A 13,544-nucleotide genomic window follows, 5' to 3' on the forward strand; every position below is an offset into this window, starting at 1 on the left:
AGCTTACCCCTTAACCGCCAGATCTTCGACAAGGCGGAAGCGTTCGCACAGCAATTCCATCTCGGGATCGAACCCGCCATTGCGTTCGAAATACCGGCGATGATCCTCGCGCCATCCCTCAAGCGTTTCATTCTCACCCTCGGCCAACGCAAAGTCTTCGGTCACATCGCAATATCGGCAGGTCGAGACCTCGACCGTTTCGATCACCAAAGCGGGGCGATCATCCCATTCCAGCGCAATATCCTGACGCCCAACGACCGGGGTATCAGCACTGCCTTCTGGGTAGTCTCGCAAAGCACCACATGTCGCCGTTTTTCGGCCTAATCTTACCAACGCCAGCAGCTCGGCGCTTAGCGATGCGCTGTCTCCAAACTTGAAGGTCTGCGCGCCCGGGTAGCGGGCCATTACTTCATTCAATGAAACGCTCATCTTACATCCTGAACACGCCGAAACGTGTCTCCTCAATCGGGGCGTTAAGTGCGGCACTCAGCGACAATGCCAACACATCGCGCGATTTGCGCGGGTCGATGATGCCGTCATCCCACAACCGCGCCGACGCGTAGAGCGGGTGGGATTGTTCTTCGAACATGCTCAGCGTCGGGCGCTTGAATTCAGCTTCTTCCTCAGCCGACCATGTGCCGCCCTGTCGTTCGATCCCGTCGCGTTTGACAGTCGCTAGGACACCTGCAGCTTGCTCGCCCCCCATCACTGAGATACGCGAATTCGGCCAAGTCCACAGGAACCGAGGCTGATAGGCGCGTCCTGCCATGCCGTAGTTTCCAGCTCCGAAGGACCCTCCGACAAGCATTGTGATCTTTGGAACGCTCGTCGTCGCCACCGCCGTCACCATCTTGGCCCCGTGCCGCGCGATGCCTTCGTTTTCGTATTTGCGGCCGACCATGAAGCCGGTGATGTTCTGCAGGAAGACCAGCGGGGTTTTGCGCTGCGAGCACAGTTCGACAAAATGCGTACCCTTCTGCGCGGCCTCAGAAAACAACACACCGTTGTTGGCAATGATCCCGACCGGGCAGCCTTTGACATGGGCAAAACCGGTCACCAGCGTCTCACCAAATCGCGGTTTGAACTCGTCGAACCGAGAGCCATCGACCAGCCGCGCAATCACCTCGCGAATGTCATAGGGTGTGCGCAGATCGGCCGGAACTACGCCCAAAATTTCCTCGGGATCATAGGCAGGCTCTTCTGGTGTTTCGAACTGTAGGCCAGGCTTCAGCCCTGCACCCCCCAACGACCCGACGGCCCGCCGTGCCAGGGCCAACGCATGCGCATCGTCCTCGGCCAGATAATCCGCCACGCCGGACAGGCGCGTATGCACATCGCCGCCACCCAGATCTTCGGCTGTCACAACCTCCCCCGTCGCGGCCTTGACCAAAGGCGGTCCGGCCAAAAAGATCGTCCCCTGCTCTTTCACGATGATCGTCACGTCGGACATCGCCGGAACGTAAGCCCCGCCCGCCGTACACGACCCCATTACAACGGCGATCTGAGCAATCCCCTTCGCGCTCATCCGCGCCTGATTATAGAAGATGCGGCCAAAGTGATCGCGGTCGGGGAAAACCTCATCCTGATTGGGCAGGTTCGCACCGCCGCTATCGACCAGATAGATGCAGGGCAGATGGTTTTCCTCGGCAATCTCCTGCGCGCGGAGGTGTTTCTTGACCGTCAGCGGATAATATGTGCCGCCTTTCACAGTGGCGTCGTTGCACACCACCATGACCTCGCGCCCCTGCACCCGGCCAATCCCCGCGATCACCCCGGCACAGGGCGCGGCATCTCCATACATCCCATGTGCCGCCGTCGCGCCGATTTCCAAGAACGGAGAACCCGGATCGAGCAGGTTCGCCACCCGACGACGCGGCAGCATCTTGCCCCGCGATTCATGCCGCGTCCGCGATTTTTCACCGCCACCCATGCGGGCCGCTTCGGCGGCATCCGCAATATGTGCCAGCGCATCCAGATGTGCGGCTCGGTTCGCCTTAAACCCCTCAGAGGTTGGTATGGCTTTGGATTTTATTTTCATTCCATCTTCCCCAAGTCGCGCAATTCCACAGCGCGTTCAGCGGTTTCGGTCAGCAGGCAATTTGCAGCAACAATCGAGCGTATCGTTCCATCAGACCATATGCCGTAGGCCAGAGCACATTCAGCATCCCGAAACCCGATCCATGCGCGTTGAGCATCTCGCAACTGGTCCGAAAGTTCGGGACTTTGTTCAGCCAGTTCTGCTCGACGCTGTTTATACTGTTCGTTTAGATATGAATCCCAAATTTGGGTTTCGGCTTGAATACACTCGGTGATGCCAAGGGTTGTTTCATTTCCCGGTATCGTTTGGCAGGCATTGGCAGCTGCGCCGAGACATGATGACATGCTATCGCCCTGCTGCGTCTGAGAAAAACATTGTTGAATATACGACTGGTCTACCCAAGCGCCCTGAGCGGAAACAAGCGATGGTACTAGCGTCGCAGCAAGTGCAATTCGCATCATGTAATTGCCTCCCCTGCAGCCCGCGCCTTCAATTCCTTCCGGATCACCTTTCCCGTCACCGTCATCGGCAACTCTTCCAGAAACGACACCTCACGCGGATAGGAATACTGCGCCAAACGGTCCTTAACCCAATTCTGCAACTCAGCGCCCGACGCCTCAGCCCCCGGCTTCAATACCACATAGGCCTTCACGATCTCGGTCCGCAGCTCATCGGGCTTGCCGACCACGCCCACAGTTGCCACTGACGGATGGGTCAGCAGGCAATCCTCGATCTCAGCCGGGCCAATCCGGTATCCTGCCGAGGTAATCACGTCATCATCACGACCGACAAAGCGCAGATAATCGCCCTCCCACACGCCACGGTCACCGGTGATCAGCCAATCACCTCGGAATTTCTCAGCCGTTGCTTGCGGATTATTCCAGTATTCCAGCAGCATTGAGGCCGACCCTCGCCGGATGGCGACGTCGCCTTCCTCCGTCGTCGGTTGGCCATGATCGTCAATTACCGCCACCTCATGACCCGGCACCGGTTTACCGATACAGCCGGGGCAAACGGGGAAGTCCTCGGCGCAGGAGGATACGACCATGTTACACTCGGTCTGGCCATAAAACTCGTTGATCGTCAGACCAAACGCCTGCTGGCCCCAAGCCAACATCTCAGCCCCCAAAGGCTCGCCCCCGGACGCCACCGACCGCAATCCCGGTATCGACTGATCCGCAGCTTTGAGCATCCGTAAAGCCGTCGGCGGAAAGAAGACGTTCCGCACCCCCGCCCGCGCGATCACATCGGCGCAGGCCTGTGGGGTGAATTTGTCCAAACGCGTGGCAACCACCGGAACACCCAGCGCAAGCCCGGGTATCAGAACGTCGAACAAACCGCCGATCCACGCCCAGTCTGCTGGCGTCCACAGGCAATCCCCATCACGCAGGTGGTTGTGGCTGATCGAGACGCCCGGCAGGTGGCCCAGCAGCACACGATGACCATGCAGCGCACCCTTGGGACTGCCAGTGGTGCCGGACGTGTAGATCAGGACCGCCGGATCTTCGGGGCCGGTATCGGCAAAGGGCACCGGTTCCCCCTCCTGCCCGATCTCGTCAACCAAAAGTGGCTGGGCCAGATCCCCCAGCAACGCGGCCCCTTCTGCATCGGTCAAAACAATCAGGGCGCCTGAATCTCTGACGCGCGATGCCAGCGCATCGTGTTTGAACAGCTTGAACAACGGCACCGAAATCGCGCCGATCTTCCAGATCGCCAGATGCGCGGCGGCACACCACGGCGACTGGCTGAGCAAGACGCCAACCCGGTCTCCTGGCTGGACCCGAGCTATCAACGCGCGAGCGATGCCATCAACCATAAGCTCCAGTTCGCCAAATGTTACCACGCTCGGATCGCCCTGGGTCAGATCCAACAAAGCAACCCGATCGGATTGTTGCGACAGGCATTGCTGCGCCATGTTCAGCCGATCAGGGATCGCCCAGCTTTGGTCGCCGCGCAAACCCGGTATGCGCTCAGCGGGATGCATGCTGATTTTCCCTTATTTCATTAGCGGTTGCAGCTAGCCTCCCCGCTTCAGCAATTTCCGGAGTTTGATGCAGATCAGAGCGTTTTTGCACCGCGGCATTCAAAACATCGGCATCAACGCAAGCAAAGGCACGAATATGACAAAGAAACTCGCCGCTTTGACCCTTTCTACCGCACTTGTCGCTCTGGCTGCCCCAGCCTTCGCCCAATCCCAGGGCGATTGGACAGTCGGTGTTGGTGTCGGCTATCTGGACCCCAAATCCGACAATGGGACTCTGGCCGGGTTCGACGCCGAAATCGACTCGGACACCCGTCCGATTTTCACCGTCGAATACTTCGTTCAGGACAATCTCGGGATCGAGCTCTTGGCCTCGACCCCCTACAAGCATGACATCACTCTCGGCGGCAGCGTTGACGCGGGCAGCGTCAAGCATCTTCCGCCTACTCTGTCGCTGAACTATCACTTCCCGACCAATAGCGCGTGGAAGCCCTATGTCGGCGCCGGTCTGAACTACACCATCTTCTTCGAGGAAGACTCGCCTTTGGGCGATCTCGATCTGGACAACTCCTTCGGCGTTTCTCTGCAGGCCGGTCTGGATTACATGGTCACGGAAAAAGGCGCGGTGCGTCTGAACGTGCGCTGGTTCGACATCGACTCGGACGTCAAACTTGACGGCAACGACATCGGCACCGCCGAAATCGACCCGTTCCTGATTGGCCTGTCCTACGTTCATCGTTTCTGATCCAATCGCAAAAAGCCCCGTGGTTCAATGAACTGCGGGGTTTTCCGTCACAACATCTCGTTCATCATTTCGCGCCCAATCAGCATGCGGCGGATTTCGCTGGTGCCCGCGCCGATCTCCATCAGCTTTGCATCTCGGAAAATCCGGCTGACCGGCGAATCCGACAGGAATCCGGCACCACCCAACGCCTGAACGGCTTGATGCGCCTGCACCATCGCCTGTTCCGAGGCATATAGGCAGCACGCCGCAGCATCCTGACGGGTTACATCCCCGCGGTCGCAAGCCTTGGCAACTTCGTAGACATAGGCCCGCGCCGAATTCATTGCTGTGTACATATCCGCGATCTTGCCTTGCATGAGCTGGAAGCTCCCGATCGGTTTTCCGAACTGCTTACGCTCGGCCAGATAGGGCATCACTTCATCCAAGCAGGCGGCCATGATCCCGGTTCCAATACCCGCAAGAACCACACGCTCATAGTCCAGACCGGACATCAGAACGGCTACACCCCGCCCTTCTTCGCCCAGAACATTCTCGAACGGCACTTCAACATCTTCAAAGATCAACTCAGCGGTGTTCGAGCCGCGCATGCCAAGCTTGTCGAAATGAGGCGAAGTCGAAAACCCGATCATCTCTTTCTCGATCAGAAAGGCCGTGATCCCCTTTGACCCGGCGTCCGGATCGGTCTTGGCATAGACGACCAGAGTGTCTGCATCCGGCCCGTTGGTGATCCAGTATTTGTTGCCATTCAGCCGATAGTGATCGTTTCGCTTTTCTGCACGTAGCTTCATGGAAACCACATCCGACCCAGCCGAGGACTCGGACATAGCCAACGCCCCGACGTGTTCACCCGAAATCAGACGGGGCAGATATTTTTTCTTCTGCTCTTCTGTTCCGTTCAACTTGATCTGGTTCACGCACAAGTTCGAATGCGCGCCATAGGACAAAGATACCGAGGCCGAGGCGCGCGCCACTTCCTCAACTGCCACCGTATGCGCCAGATAGGACATACCGGCCCCGCCATATTCTTCAGGGACTGTGACGCCCAACAAACCAAGCTCACCCATCTCTTTCCACAGCTCATTCGGAAAGGCATTGGACGCGTCGATCTCGGCCGCCATCGGCTTGACCCGTTCCTGAGCCCAGCGGTGCACCATCTCACGCAAGGCGTTCACGTCCTCGCCCAGATCGAATTGCATTGTGGCCATAAACATGCAGGGCTCCTCCGATTGCATTAATGAACAAGCGTTCAATAATCAGATAGCAGCGTTTCCTCCTCGGGTCAATGACGACACGCAGGCCAACGCAAAACGCCGCCCGGCAAGGGGCGGCGTTTTCAGATAAATCGAGCGTGCGCTGAAAGCGCACTCCGCTGGACTATGACTGATAGACAGCGCTGACTTCAGCCCGGATAATGCGTGCAATTTGGGCACAATCTTCCAGCGAAAAGGTCAGTGGAACGCGCATATCCATGATCCCTGCCAATATCCGATCACTGACCGGCATCGGGGCGCTGTCGGCATAACGCCAACTGTCATAGCGTGAGGTAAAGCCCGACGGTTCAGTCCCCCCGAACCACTTCAGTTCGACCCCGCGCGCGGCGCAACGCTGGATTACCTCGGCAATGCGCTCGGGTGTCCAGTCCAGCAACAGGAATTGTATCGATGAACCGACATAGGTCTCAGCATCAGGCCGCTCCACCATCGTCAAACCCGGCGTTTCACGCAGGCCACGCTCAATCTCAACATAGCGTTCGTTCCAGCGCTGCACCTGCCGGTCCAGATCGCGCAACTGCGGGCGCAGGATCGCCGCACGCAGATTATCCATCCGGCCCGAGACATTGGGGGTGGTGTATTTGATCTGCTCGAACACCTCCGGCCCAGGCGCGGCCAGATGGCGTTCATAAAGCATATAAGACCCGGACAACATCGTAGCCTTGGCGGCCAGTTCCGGATCATCCGTGATCAGCAACCCGCCCTCGCCCGAATTGACATGTTTATAGGTCTGGCACGAGTAACATCCAATGGCCCCCTGCCGCCCAGACAGTTGTCCGCGCCACGCCGCACCCATGGTATGCGCGCAATCCTCGATCACGATCACGCCGGCGGCGTCGCACATCTGCATCAGCCGATCCATATCGCACAGATGCCCTCGCATGTGGCTAAGCATTAGTACTTTCGCCTGATCCAGCTTGGCCTCAAGATCATCCAGATCGATGGTCAGGGCTTCGGTCACACCAACAAAGACCGGCTTTGCCCCAACCGACGCGATCGCCCCTGGCACCGGGGCCAGAGTGAACGCGTTGGTCAAAACCGGATCGCCCGGCTTAACCCCCACCGCCCGCAGAGCTGTGGCCAAAGCATACCCCCCAGATGAGACTGCCAGACAGTATTTCGCACCCATTTGGGCGGCGAATTCCTGCTCCAACAAAGCCGTCTCGCTCAATTCGCCAGGGGCAACATTGTAGCGGTGCAAACGACCATGGCGCAAAACGGCCATGGCGGCCTCGATCGCCTCTTCGGGAATGGGTTCTTGCTGGGTGAAATTACCTGTGAATGTCTCAGTCATGAATCCGTTTTTATGCTGAGTGTTAAGCGGGTCAAGGGATCAGGCTGCCGCTCCGATCAAATCGGAGACCAGTTTCGGTAAATCATCAAAATGATGCAACAACGCCTCGGGCTCCAGCGCAGCCATCTCATCGCCCGACGGGCCGAATGTCACCAGTACCGACGGCACTCCTGCAGCCCGCGCCGTATTTCGGTCGGTATCTGAGTCGCCGACCAATACACAGTGGTCAGGGTGCCCTCCCGCGCGACGCGCTGCTTCGCGTAACGGTTCAGGGTCGGGTTTCCGCACCGGTAATGTGTCTGCACCGATCAGTGAAGCAAAGTGATCACGGACACCCATCCGGGTCAGCAGCAAATCAGCCAGGCCTTCGGGCTTGTTGGTGCAAATCCCGACGCCATAACCTGCATCTTTCAGTGTTTCGACGGCTTCAAGCGCACCGGGATAGAAATAGGTATGCGTATCGATCGCCTGCCCATAGACGTCCAAAAAGACCGGATAATAGGCTTCGACAACATCCGCATCATAGGCGCCGACCCGCTTCAATCCATGGGACAACATCAAGCGTGCACCGCGTACCGATACCGCCGCATCAAGCTCGGGCGACAGAACATCCCCATGACCCATCTCGCGAAAACAATGGTTTGCAGCGGCCAGCAAATCACCAGATGTATCCGCCAAAGTTCCATCCAGATCAAAGATTACCGTTCGCATGCTCACCTCCTGAACCGGCGGGATTCCGCCATGTCGTGTTGCAAACGGCAATCTTCTTTGATGGCTGAACCGCTTGCGCCTTTGCCCACAGCGGATAAAACGGGCGGCGACAAAACAAAAGAGAAAACGATTTCATGAGCACTGCCCTTGTCATTCTTGCCGCCGGAAAAGGCACAAGGATGAACTCTGATATTCCCAAAGTCCTGCATCCGATCGCTCAGGCCCCAATGCTGGTTCACGCCATGCGCGCCGGTGCTGTCCTGTCGCCCGAGCGCACGGTGATTGTTACCGGCCACGGTGCGGAAGCAGTCGCGCGTGTGGCTGAAGCCGAAGATGAAAACGCCAGCATTGCGGTGCAGGAAGAACAACTTGGCACCGCCCACGCGGTTGCGCAGGCGCGTGCAGCGCTGGAGGGCTTTCAGGGGGATGTGGTCGTCCTCTATGGTGACACCCCGTTTCTACAGCCCGACACCCTGCAGCGGATGATCGAAGCGCGCGCAAAAAACGATCTGGTCATTCTTGGATTCGAAGCTGCAGACCCCGCCCGTTATGGCCGCCTTGTGATGAACGGAGACGCCCTAGAGCGGATCGTCGAGTTCAAGGATGCCACAGATGAAGAGCGCACTATAACCTTCTGTAACTCTGGTCTTTTGGCATGTGATACTGAAACTTTGTTCTCGCTGATCGATGCCGTTGGAAGTGACAATGCCTCAGGTGAATACTACCTGACCGACGTGGTTGAAATCGCCCGCAGCCGGGGGCTGAACGTGACCGCTGTGGCCTGTGACGAGGCACAAACGCTGGGCGTCAACTCGCGCACTGACCTGGCGGCGGCTGATGCGGTGTTTCAGGTGCAAGCACGGTCTGCATTGCTGGATCTGGGGGTCACACTGATGGCCCCTGAAACCGTGTATCTGGCCGCAGATACCGTAATTGGCCGCGACACTGTCATTGAACCCAATGTGGTTTTCGGCCCCGGAGTGACCGTGGAAAGCGGCGCAACGATCCGGGCGTTTTCACATCTCGAAGGCTGCCATGTCAGCCGAGGTTCGGTGGTCGGACCCTATGCCCGGCTGCGTCCGGGTACAGAGCTGGCTGAAAACGCCAAAATTGGCAACTTTGTCGAGATCAAGAACGCCGAAATCGCCGAAGGCGCTAAGGTGAATCACCTCAGCTATATCGGCGATGCCTCAGTCGGGGCGGCGACAAATATTGGTGCGGGAACCATCACCTGCAACTATGACGGCGTGATGAAGCATAAAACGACCATCGGGGAAAAGGTGTTCATCGGATCGAACACGATGCTGGTGGCCCCGGTCACTCTGGGTGATGGCGCAATGACCGCCACGGGGACCGTAGTGACCAAGGATATTGAGCCAGACGCATTGGCCGTAGCGCGTTCCAAGCAGGAAAACAAACCCGGCTATGCGCGTAAATTGTTTGAAATGTTGAAGGCGAAGAAGGCTCGCCGCGACAAAGGAGCCTGAGTTATGTGTGGAATTGTTGGTGTTCTGGGCAGTCACGAAGCTGCCCCTATCCTGGTCGAAGCACTGAAGCGGCTTGAATATCGCGGTTATGACAGCGCCGGTATTGCGACCGTGAACGATGGCGCTTTGGGCCGCCGACGGGCCGTCGGCAAGTTGGTGAACCTAAGCGACCTTCTGGTTCACAACCCCCTTCCGGGTAAATCCGGTATCGGTCATACCCGCTGGGCCACCCATGGTGCCCCATCGGTTAACAATGCACATCCGCACAAGGCCGGGCCTGTCGCCGTAGTGCACAACGGCATCGTTGAAAACTATCGTGAATTGCGGGCTGAACTGGCCGATAATGGGGTCGGTTTCGTGACGGATACCGACACTGAAACCGTTGCCCTGATGACGGAAAGGTACATGTCCGAAGGGCTGTCTCCGGTCGACGCCGCGTTTAAAACCATTGATCGACTCAAAGGTGCATTTGCGCTCGCCTTTCTGTTCGACGGTCAAGAAGACCTGATTGTTGCGGCGCGCAAGGGCTCGCCCCTTGCAATTGGTCACGGCGATGGTGAGATGTTTGTTGGGTCTGATGCGATCGCGCTGGCCCCCCTGACGGATCGCATCACCTATCTTGAGGAAGGCGATCGGGCGGTTCTGACCCGCACTTCGCTTGAGATTCGAACCGAATCGGGAGAGCTTGCCAACCGCGAAATTCGGCAAATTCAAATCGATCAGACCCGTGCCGACAAAGGCGGCCACAAGCATTATATGGCCAAGGAAATTGCCGAGCAGCCTGTTGTGGTGGCCGAAGCCATCCGCTCGTATCTTCCGACCGGAGGCGATCAGGTTGTATTGCCCGGTGACGGTCTGGATTTCACCAAGCTGGACCGTCTGACCATGGTGGCTTGCGGCACGGCATTCTACGCTTGCCTGACGGCAAAATACTGGTTCGAACAGCTGGCCAAGATGCCGGTTGAAGTCGATATCGCCAGCGAGTTCCGCTATCGCGAACCTCCGATCTCGGACCGGACGTTGGCGCTGTTTGTAAGCCAGTCGGGCGAAACCGCCGACACGCTTGCTGCCCTGCGCTATTGCGAAGGCAAGGCGGACAAGATTGTCTCGGTCGTGAATGTCGCGGAAAGCTCGATTGCGCGCGAAAGCGATGTGGCGTTGCCGATCCATGCGGGTGTTGAGATCGGTGTTGCTTCGACCAAGGCGTTCACCTGTCAGCTTAGCGTGTTGCTGATGCTTGCCCTCAAGGCCGCTGCAGATCGAGGCACGCTTAGCGATGAAGAGATCGCCGATCACGCGGCCGCCCTTCGCGGTTTGCCGACTGTTCTGAATGCTGCGCTGGATCAAAATGACGCTATTCGCCAATCTGCCCAGCGCCTGTCCGAGGCGCGCGACGTGCTGTTCCTGGGCCGTGGCCTCATGTACCCGCTGGCGATGGAAGGCGCGCTGAAACTCAAGGAAATCAGCTATATTCACGCCGAAGGCTATGCCTCGGGTGAGTTGAAGCACGGCCCCATCGCCTTGATCGACAAGCATATGCCGGTTGTTGTCATGGCACCACGCGACGCAGTTTTCGACAAGACAGTTTCGAACATGCAGGAGGTGATGGCGCGCAAGGGCAAGGTTATCCTTGTCTCGGATGATGACGGTATCGCTGAGGCAGAAGATGGAGTTTGGAGCACGATCCGTATGCCACATGTGCACACCAGCCTTGCCCCGATTCTCTATTCGGTGCCCGCGCAATTGTTAGCCTACCACACGGCGGTGGCCAAAGGCACAGATGTTGATCAGCCCCGTAATCTGGCAAAATCCGTCACGGTCGAGTGACGGCAGATGCAGGCCTATCTGGATCAGATCAAAGCCCATGCCGATCCTGAACGCGCAGAACAGGTGGCGGCCTATCACAAGGTAGACCGCCCCTATCTGGGTGTTCCGAACCCGGTTCTGAACGATCTGACCAAGGCTTGGCGGCGCGAACTTGAAGTCATCGACCGCATCGCTGTCGCCGATGGCTTATGGCAGACCAACATTCATGAAGCGCGGGTCGCGGCAGCAAAGCTGCTGACCCAAGCCCGTATCCGACCGGATGACGCGGTGTGGGACCTGCTGCAAAGCTGGCTACCGGATTTTGACGCCTGGGCCGTGGCCGATCATGCCTGTATGGCGATACAAAAGCGTCTTTCGGCTGATCCAACCCGGCTGGATCAGGTCGAACGTTGGACCACGTCGGGCCACATGTGGACCAAACGCGCCGCGCTGGTCGCCACCTTGCCCTGGACCAAACAGAACCATCCCAAACCGGAAGACCTGGCATGTCGCGACCGTATACTCGGCTGGGCTGCCACGTATGTCTCCGATCGGGAATGGTTTATCCAGAAGGCCATCGCATGGTGGCTGCGCGAATTGTCAAAGCATGATCCAGAGCGCGTAGTCGCGTTTCTGGAAACGCACGGCGCAAACATGAAACCCTTTGCCCGCAAAGAGGCTGGGAAATACCTGCGCGCTCAGTCGGAATAAACTTCCAGTTCCACCAACTCGTCATATGGCACCAACAACGCGCGCATGGCTTCAAGCGACAGCCGTCCGCCACCGCCTTCGGGGCCTGGTGCGGGAACAAGCGTGACATAGGCCTGCGCACCCGTGCGCGGCACAACCACGCGGCCGTTGATTTCAGTTTGCACCAGAGGCGTCTGCAACCAGCGCCCCGGTGTGTTGGGATCGCCCAGCCCGGCAACGGTCGTTTTGGCGCCAGACCACCCTGCGGCAGCCACAGGCTCGGGAGTTACCTCCGTCGCCTCTGCTGTAACGGGTTCAGCCGCCGTCTCGTTGGATGAACTTCCGAACACCCGATCCGTCGTGGACCGAACGGCATCGCAACCGGCAACGAGGCTAAAAGCTAAAACCAAAGCATATTTCATAACACAAAACCTAGAGCGCTGCGCCTAACTGTACCAGTCCAAAACGCAGATGGCACTTGCCGCGAACATGCCTCCGCTTTACCTATGAGCCATGACAGCTCCGCTTATAGACCCGTTTGCCCGCGCCATCACCTATCTTCGCGTCTCCGTTACGGATCGCTGCGATTTCCGCTGCGTTTACTGCATGTCCGAAGATATGAAGTTTCTTCCCAAGAAAGACCTTCTGACTCTGGAAGAGTTGGATCGTATGTGCACGACTTTCGTCAATTTGGGCGTCGAGAAATTGCGCATCACCGGGGGCGAACCACTGGTTAGGCGAAACATCATGTCATTCTTCAACAGCATGACCCGACATCTGGACAGCGGCGCCCTGAAGGAGCTGACGCTGACAACCAACGGATCACAATTGCACCGATTTGCGGATGATCTTTTCGCAGCGGGCGTGCGGCGCGTGAATGTCTCGCTCGATACGCTGGATGAAGACAAATTTGCCAAGGTCACCCGATGGGGCCGCCTGAAACAGGTGCTGAACGGCATTGACGCAGCACAAAAGGCTGGCCTGCGGATCAAGATCAACGCTGTCGCTCTGAAAGGGTTCAACGAGCCCGAGCTACCCAAGATCACCGAATGGTGTGCCGAACGCGATATGGACCTGACCTGGATCGAGGTCATGCCCATGGGCGATATAGGCAACGAAGACCGGCTGGATCAGTATTGGTCGCTCAAAGACGTCCGCAAGGAATATCAGAACCACTATACGGTCACTGATCTGGCCGAACGGACAGGTGGTCCGGCGCGGTATGTCAGGCTTGAGGAGACCGGTCAAAAGATCGGTTTCATAACGCCACTCAGCCATAACTTCTGCGAAAGCTGCAACCGCGTGCGCCTGACCTGCACTGGTGAGATCTACATGTGCCTTGGCCAGGAAGATATGGCTGATCTGCGCGCACCCCTGCGCGATCATCCCGATACCGAGAAACCGTTGGAAGACGCGATCCGCGCAGCCATCAATCTCAAGCCCAAGGGCCATGATTTCGACTATTCCCGGCAAGCCGTCGACGGTCAGATGAGCCGCCACATGAGTCATACGGGCGGCTGA

13 protein-coding genes are annotated in these 13,544 nt (G+C 57.9%); 5 read left to right on the forward strand and 8 right to left on the reverse strand.

Features of this window, described 5'->3' with window-relative positions:
* Positions 1–3 precede the first annotated feature (3 nt).
* Genes ACR0DE_RS16700 through ACR0DE_RS16715 form a run of 4 tightly spaced genes read right to left on the reverse strand, consistent with a single transcriptional unit; the run spans position 4 to position 4,022 of the window.
* Positions 4–429, reverse strand: coding sequence for an ASCH domain-containing protein (locus ACR0DE_RS16700; protein WP_170465996.1), 426 nt, complete (start codon positions 427–429; stop codon positions 4–6).
* 1 nt (position 430) lies between these two features.
* Positions 431–2,038 carry a carboxyl transferase domain-containing protein gene (locus ACR0DE_RS16705; protein ID WP_480754364.1) on the reverse strand — a complete coding sequence of 536 codons (1,608 nt, stop codon included), beginning with the start codon at positions 2,036–2,038 and terminating at the stop codon, positions 431–433.
* Positions 2,035–2,499, reverse strand: a complete 465-nt coding sequence (locus ACR0DE_RS16710; RefSeq protein ID WP_170776341.1) for a lysozyme inhibitor LprI family protein — start codon at positions 2,497–2,499, stop codon at positions 2,035–2,037. The genes ACR0DE_RS16705 and ACR0DE_RS16710 overlap by 4 nt, the downstream gene beginning before the upstream one ends.
* Positions 2,496–4,022, reverse strand: coding sequence for an AMP-binding protein (locus ACR0DE_RS16715; protein WP_480754366.1), 1,527 nt, complete (start codon positions 4,020–4,022; stop codon positions 2,496–2,498). The genes ACR0DE_RS16710 and ACR0DE_RS16715 overlap by 4 nt, the downstream gene beginning before the upstream one ends.
* A gap of 136 nt (positions 4,023–4,158) precedes the next feature.
* On the opposite strand from ACR0DE_RS16715, the gene ACR0DE_RS16720 reads away from it, so the two are divergent.
* The gene (locus ACR0DE_RS16720) at positions 4,159–4,764 is read left to right on the forward strand and encodes an OmpW family outer membrane protein (protein WP_170612223.1); all 606 of its coding nucleotides are present in this window, start codon (positions 4,159–4,161) and stop codon (positions 4,762–4,764) included.
* A 47-nt stretch (positions 4,765–4,811) separates the two neighbouring features.
* On the opposite strand, the gene ACR0DE_RS16725 is transcribed toward ACR0DE_RS16720, so the two are convergent.
* From ACR0DE_RS16725 to ACR0DE_RS16735, 3 genes are all read right to left on the reverse strand, one after another.
* Complete coding sequence (locus ACR0DE_RS16725; RefSeq protein WP_170424129.1) at positions 4,812–5,975, reverse strand: isovaleryl-CoA dehydrogenase; 1,164 nt, start codon at positions 5,973–5,975, stop codon at positions 4,812–4,814.
* Positions 5,976–6,138: 163 nt separating this feature from the next.
* Positions 6,139–7,329, reverse strand: coding sequence for an aminotransferase class I/II-fold pyridoxal phosphate-dependent enzyme (locus ACR0DE_RS16730; protein WP_170424131.1), 1,191 nt, complete (start codon positions 7,327–7,329; stop codon positions 6,139–6,141).
* Positions 7,330–7,368: 39 nt separating this feature from the next.
* A complete protein-coding gene (locus ACR0DE_RS16735) occupies positions 7,369–8,040 on the reverse strand; it encodes an HAD-IA family hydrolase (RefSeq protein ID WP_170733164.1) in 672 nt (223 codons plus the stop codon).
* A gap of 134 nt (positions 8,041–8,174) precedes the next feature.
* On the opposite strand from ACR0DE_RS16735, the gene glmU reads away from it, so the two are divergent.
* From glmU to ACR0DE_RS16750, 3 genes are read left to right on the forward strand one after another with little or no spacing between them, the layout of a single operon-like run.
* Entirely contained in the window at positions 8,175–9,527 is a 1,353-nt protein-coding gene (gene glmU / locus ACR0DE_RS16740) for a bifunctional UDP-N-acetylglucosamine diphosphorylase/glucosamine-1-phosphate N-acetyltransferase GlmU (protein ID WP_480754369.1), read from the forward strand.
* Between the two features lie 3 nt (positions 9,528–9,530).
* Positions 9,531–11,354 (forward strand): glutamine--fructose-6-phosphate transaminase (isomerizing), encoded by a 1,824-nt coding sequence (gene glmS, locus ACR0DE_RS16745; RefSeq protein ID WP_170736393.1) that lies wholly within the window; start codon positions 9,531–9,533, stop codon positions 11,352–11,354.
* A 6-nt stretch (positions 11,355–11,360) separates the two neighbouring features.
* The gene (locus ACR0DE_RS16750) at positions 11,361–12,044 is read left to right on the forward strand and encodes a DNA alkylation repair protein (RefSeq protein ID WP_480754371.1); all 684 of its coding nucleotides are present in this window, start codon (positions 11,361–11,363) and stop codon (positions 12,042–12,044) included.
* On the opposite strand, the gene ACR0DE_RS16755 is transcribed toward ACR0DE_RS16750, so the two are convergent.
* Positions 12,032–12,445, reverse strand: a complete 414-nt coding sequence (locus tag ACR0DE_RS16755; protein WP_170404060.1) for a hypothetical protein — start codon at positions 12,443–12,445, stop codon at positions 12,032–12,034. The genes ACR0DE_RS16750 and ACR0DE_RS16755 overlap by 13 nt on opposite strands.
* A 91-nt stretch (positions 12,446–12,536) precedes the next feature.
* Between ACR0DE_RS16755 and moaA the strand changes: the two genes are divergently transcribed.
* A complete protein-coding gene (gene moaA, locus ACR0DE_RS16760; RefSeq protein WP_170511552.1) occupies positions 12,537–13,544 on the forward strand; it encodes a GTP 3',8-cyclase MoaA in 1,008 nt (335 codons plus the stop codon).

The organism is Ruegeria sp. C10 (assembly GCF_056537805.1).

What these genes read in the sequence shown, in the direction of transcription:
- ACR0DE_RS16700 (WP_170465996.1), bottom strand. Translation starts at nt 429, where the DNA reads ATGAGCGTTTCATTGAATGAAGTAATGGCCCGCTACCCGGGCGCGCAG.
- ACR0DE_RS16705 (WP_480754364.1), bottom strand. Translation starts at nt 2,038, where the DNA reads ATGAAAATAAAATCCAAAGCCATACCAACCTCTGAGGGGTTTAAGGCG.
- ACR0DE_RS16710 (WP_170776341.1), bottom strand. Translation starts at nt 2,499, where the DNA reads ATGATGCGAATTGCACTTGCTGCGACGCTAGTACCATCGCTTGTTTCC.
- ACR0DE_RS16715 (WP_480754366.1), bottom strand. Translation starts at nt 4,022, where the DNA reads ATGCATCCCGCTGAGCGCATACCGGGTTTGCGCGGCGACCAAAGCTGG.
- ACR0DE_RS16720 (WP_170612223.1), top strand. Translation starts at nt 4,159, where the DNA reads ATGACAAAGAAACTCGCCGCTTTGACCCTTTCTACCGCACTTGTCGCT.
- ACR0DE_RS16725 (WP_170424129.1), bottom strand. Translation starts at nt 5,975, where the DNA reads ATGTTTATGGCCACAATGCAATTCGATCTGGGCGAGGACGTGAACGCC.
- ACR0DE_RS16730 (WP_170424131.1), bottom strand. Translation starts at nt 7,329, where the DNA reads ATGACTGAGACATTCACAGGTAATTTCACCCAGCAAGAACCCATTCCC.
- ACR0DE_RS16735 (WP_170733164.1), bottom strand. Translation starts at nt 8,040, where the DNA reads ATGCGAACGGTAATCTTTGATCTGGATGGAACTTTGGCGGATACATCT.
- glmU (WP_480754369.1), top strand. Translation starts at nt 8,175, where the DNA reads ATGAGCACTGCCCTTGTCATTCTTGCCGCCGGAAAAGGCACAAGGATG.
- glmS (WP_170736393.1), top strand. Translation starts at nt 9,531, where the DNA reads ATGTGTGGAATTGTTGGTGTTCTGGGCAGTCACGAAGCTGCCCCTATC.
- ACR0DE_RS16750 (WP_480754371.1), top strand. Translation starts at nt 11,361, where the DNA reads ATGCAGGCCTATCTGGATCAGATCAAAGCCCATGCCGATCCTGAACGC.
- ACR0DE_RS16755 (WP_170404060.1), bottom strand. Translation starts at nt 12,445, where the DNA reads ATGAAATATGCTTTGGTTTTAGCTTTTAGCCTCGTTGCCGGTTGCGAT.
- moaA (WP_170511552.1), top strand. Translation starts at nt 12,537, where the DNA reads ATGACAGCTCCGCTTATAGACCCGTTTGCCCGCGCCATCACCTATCTT.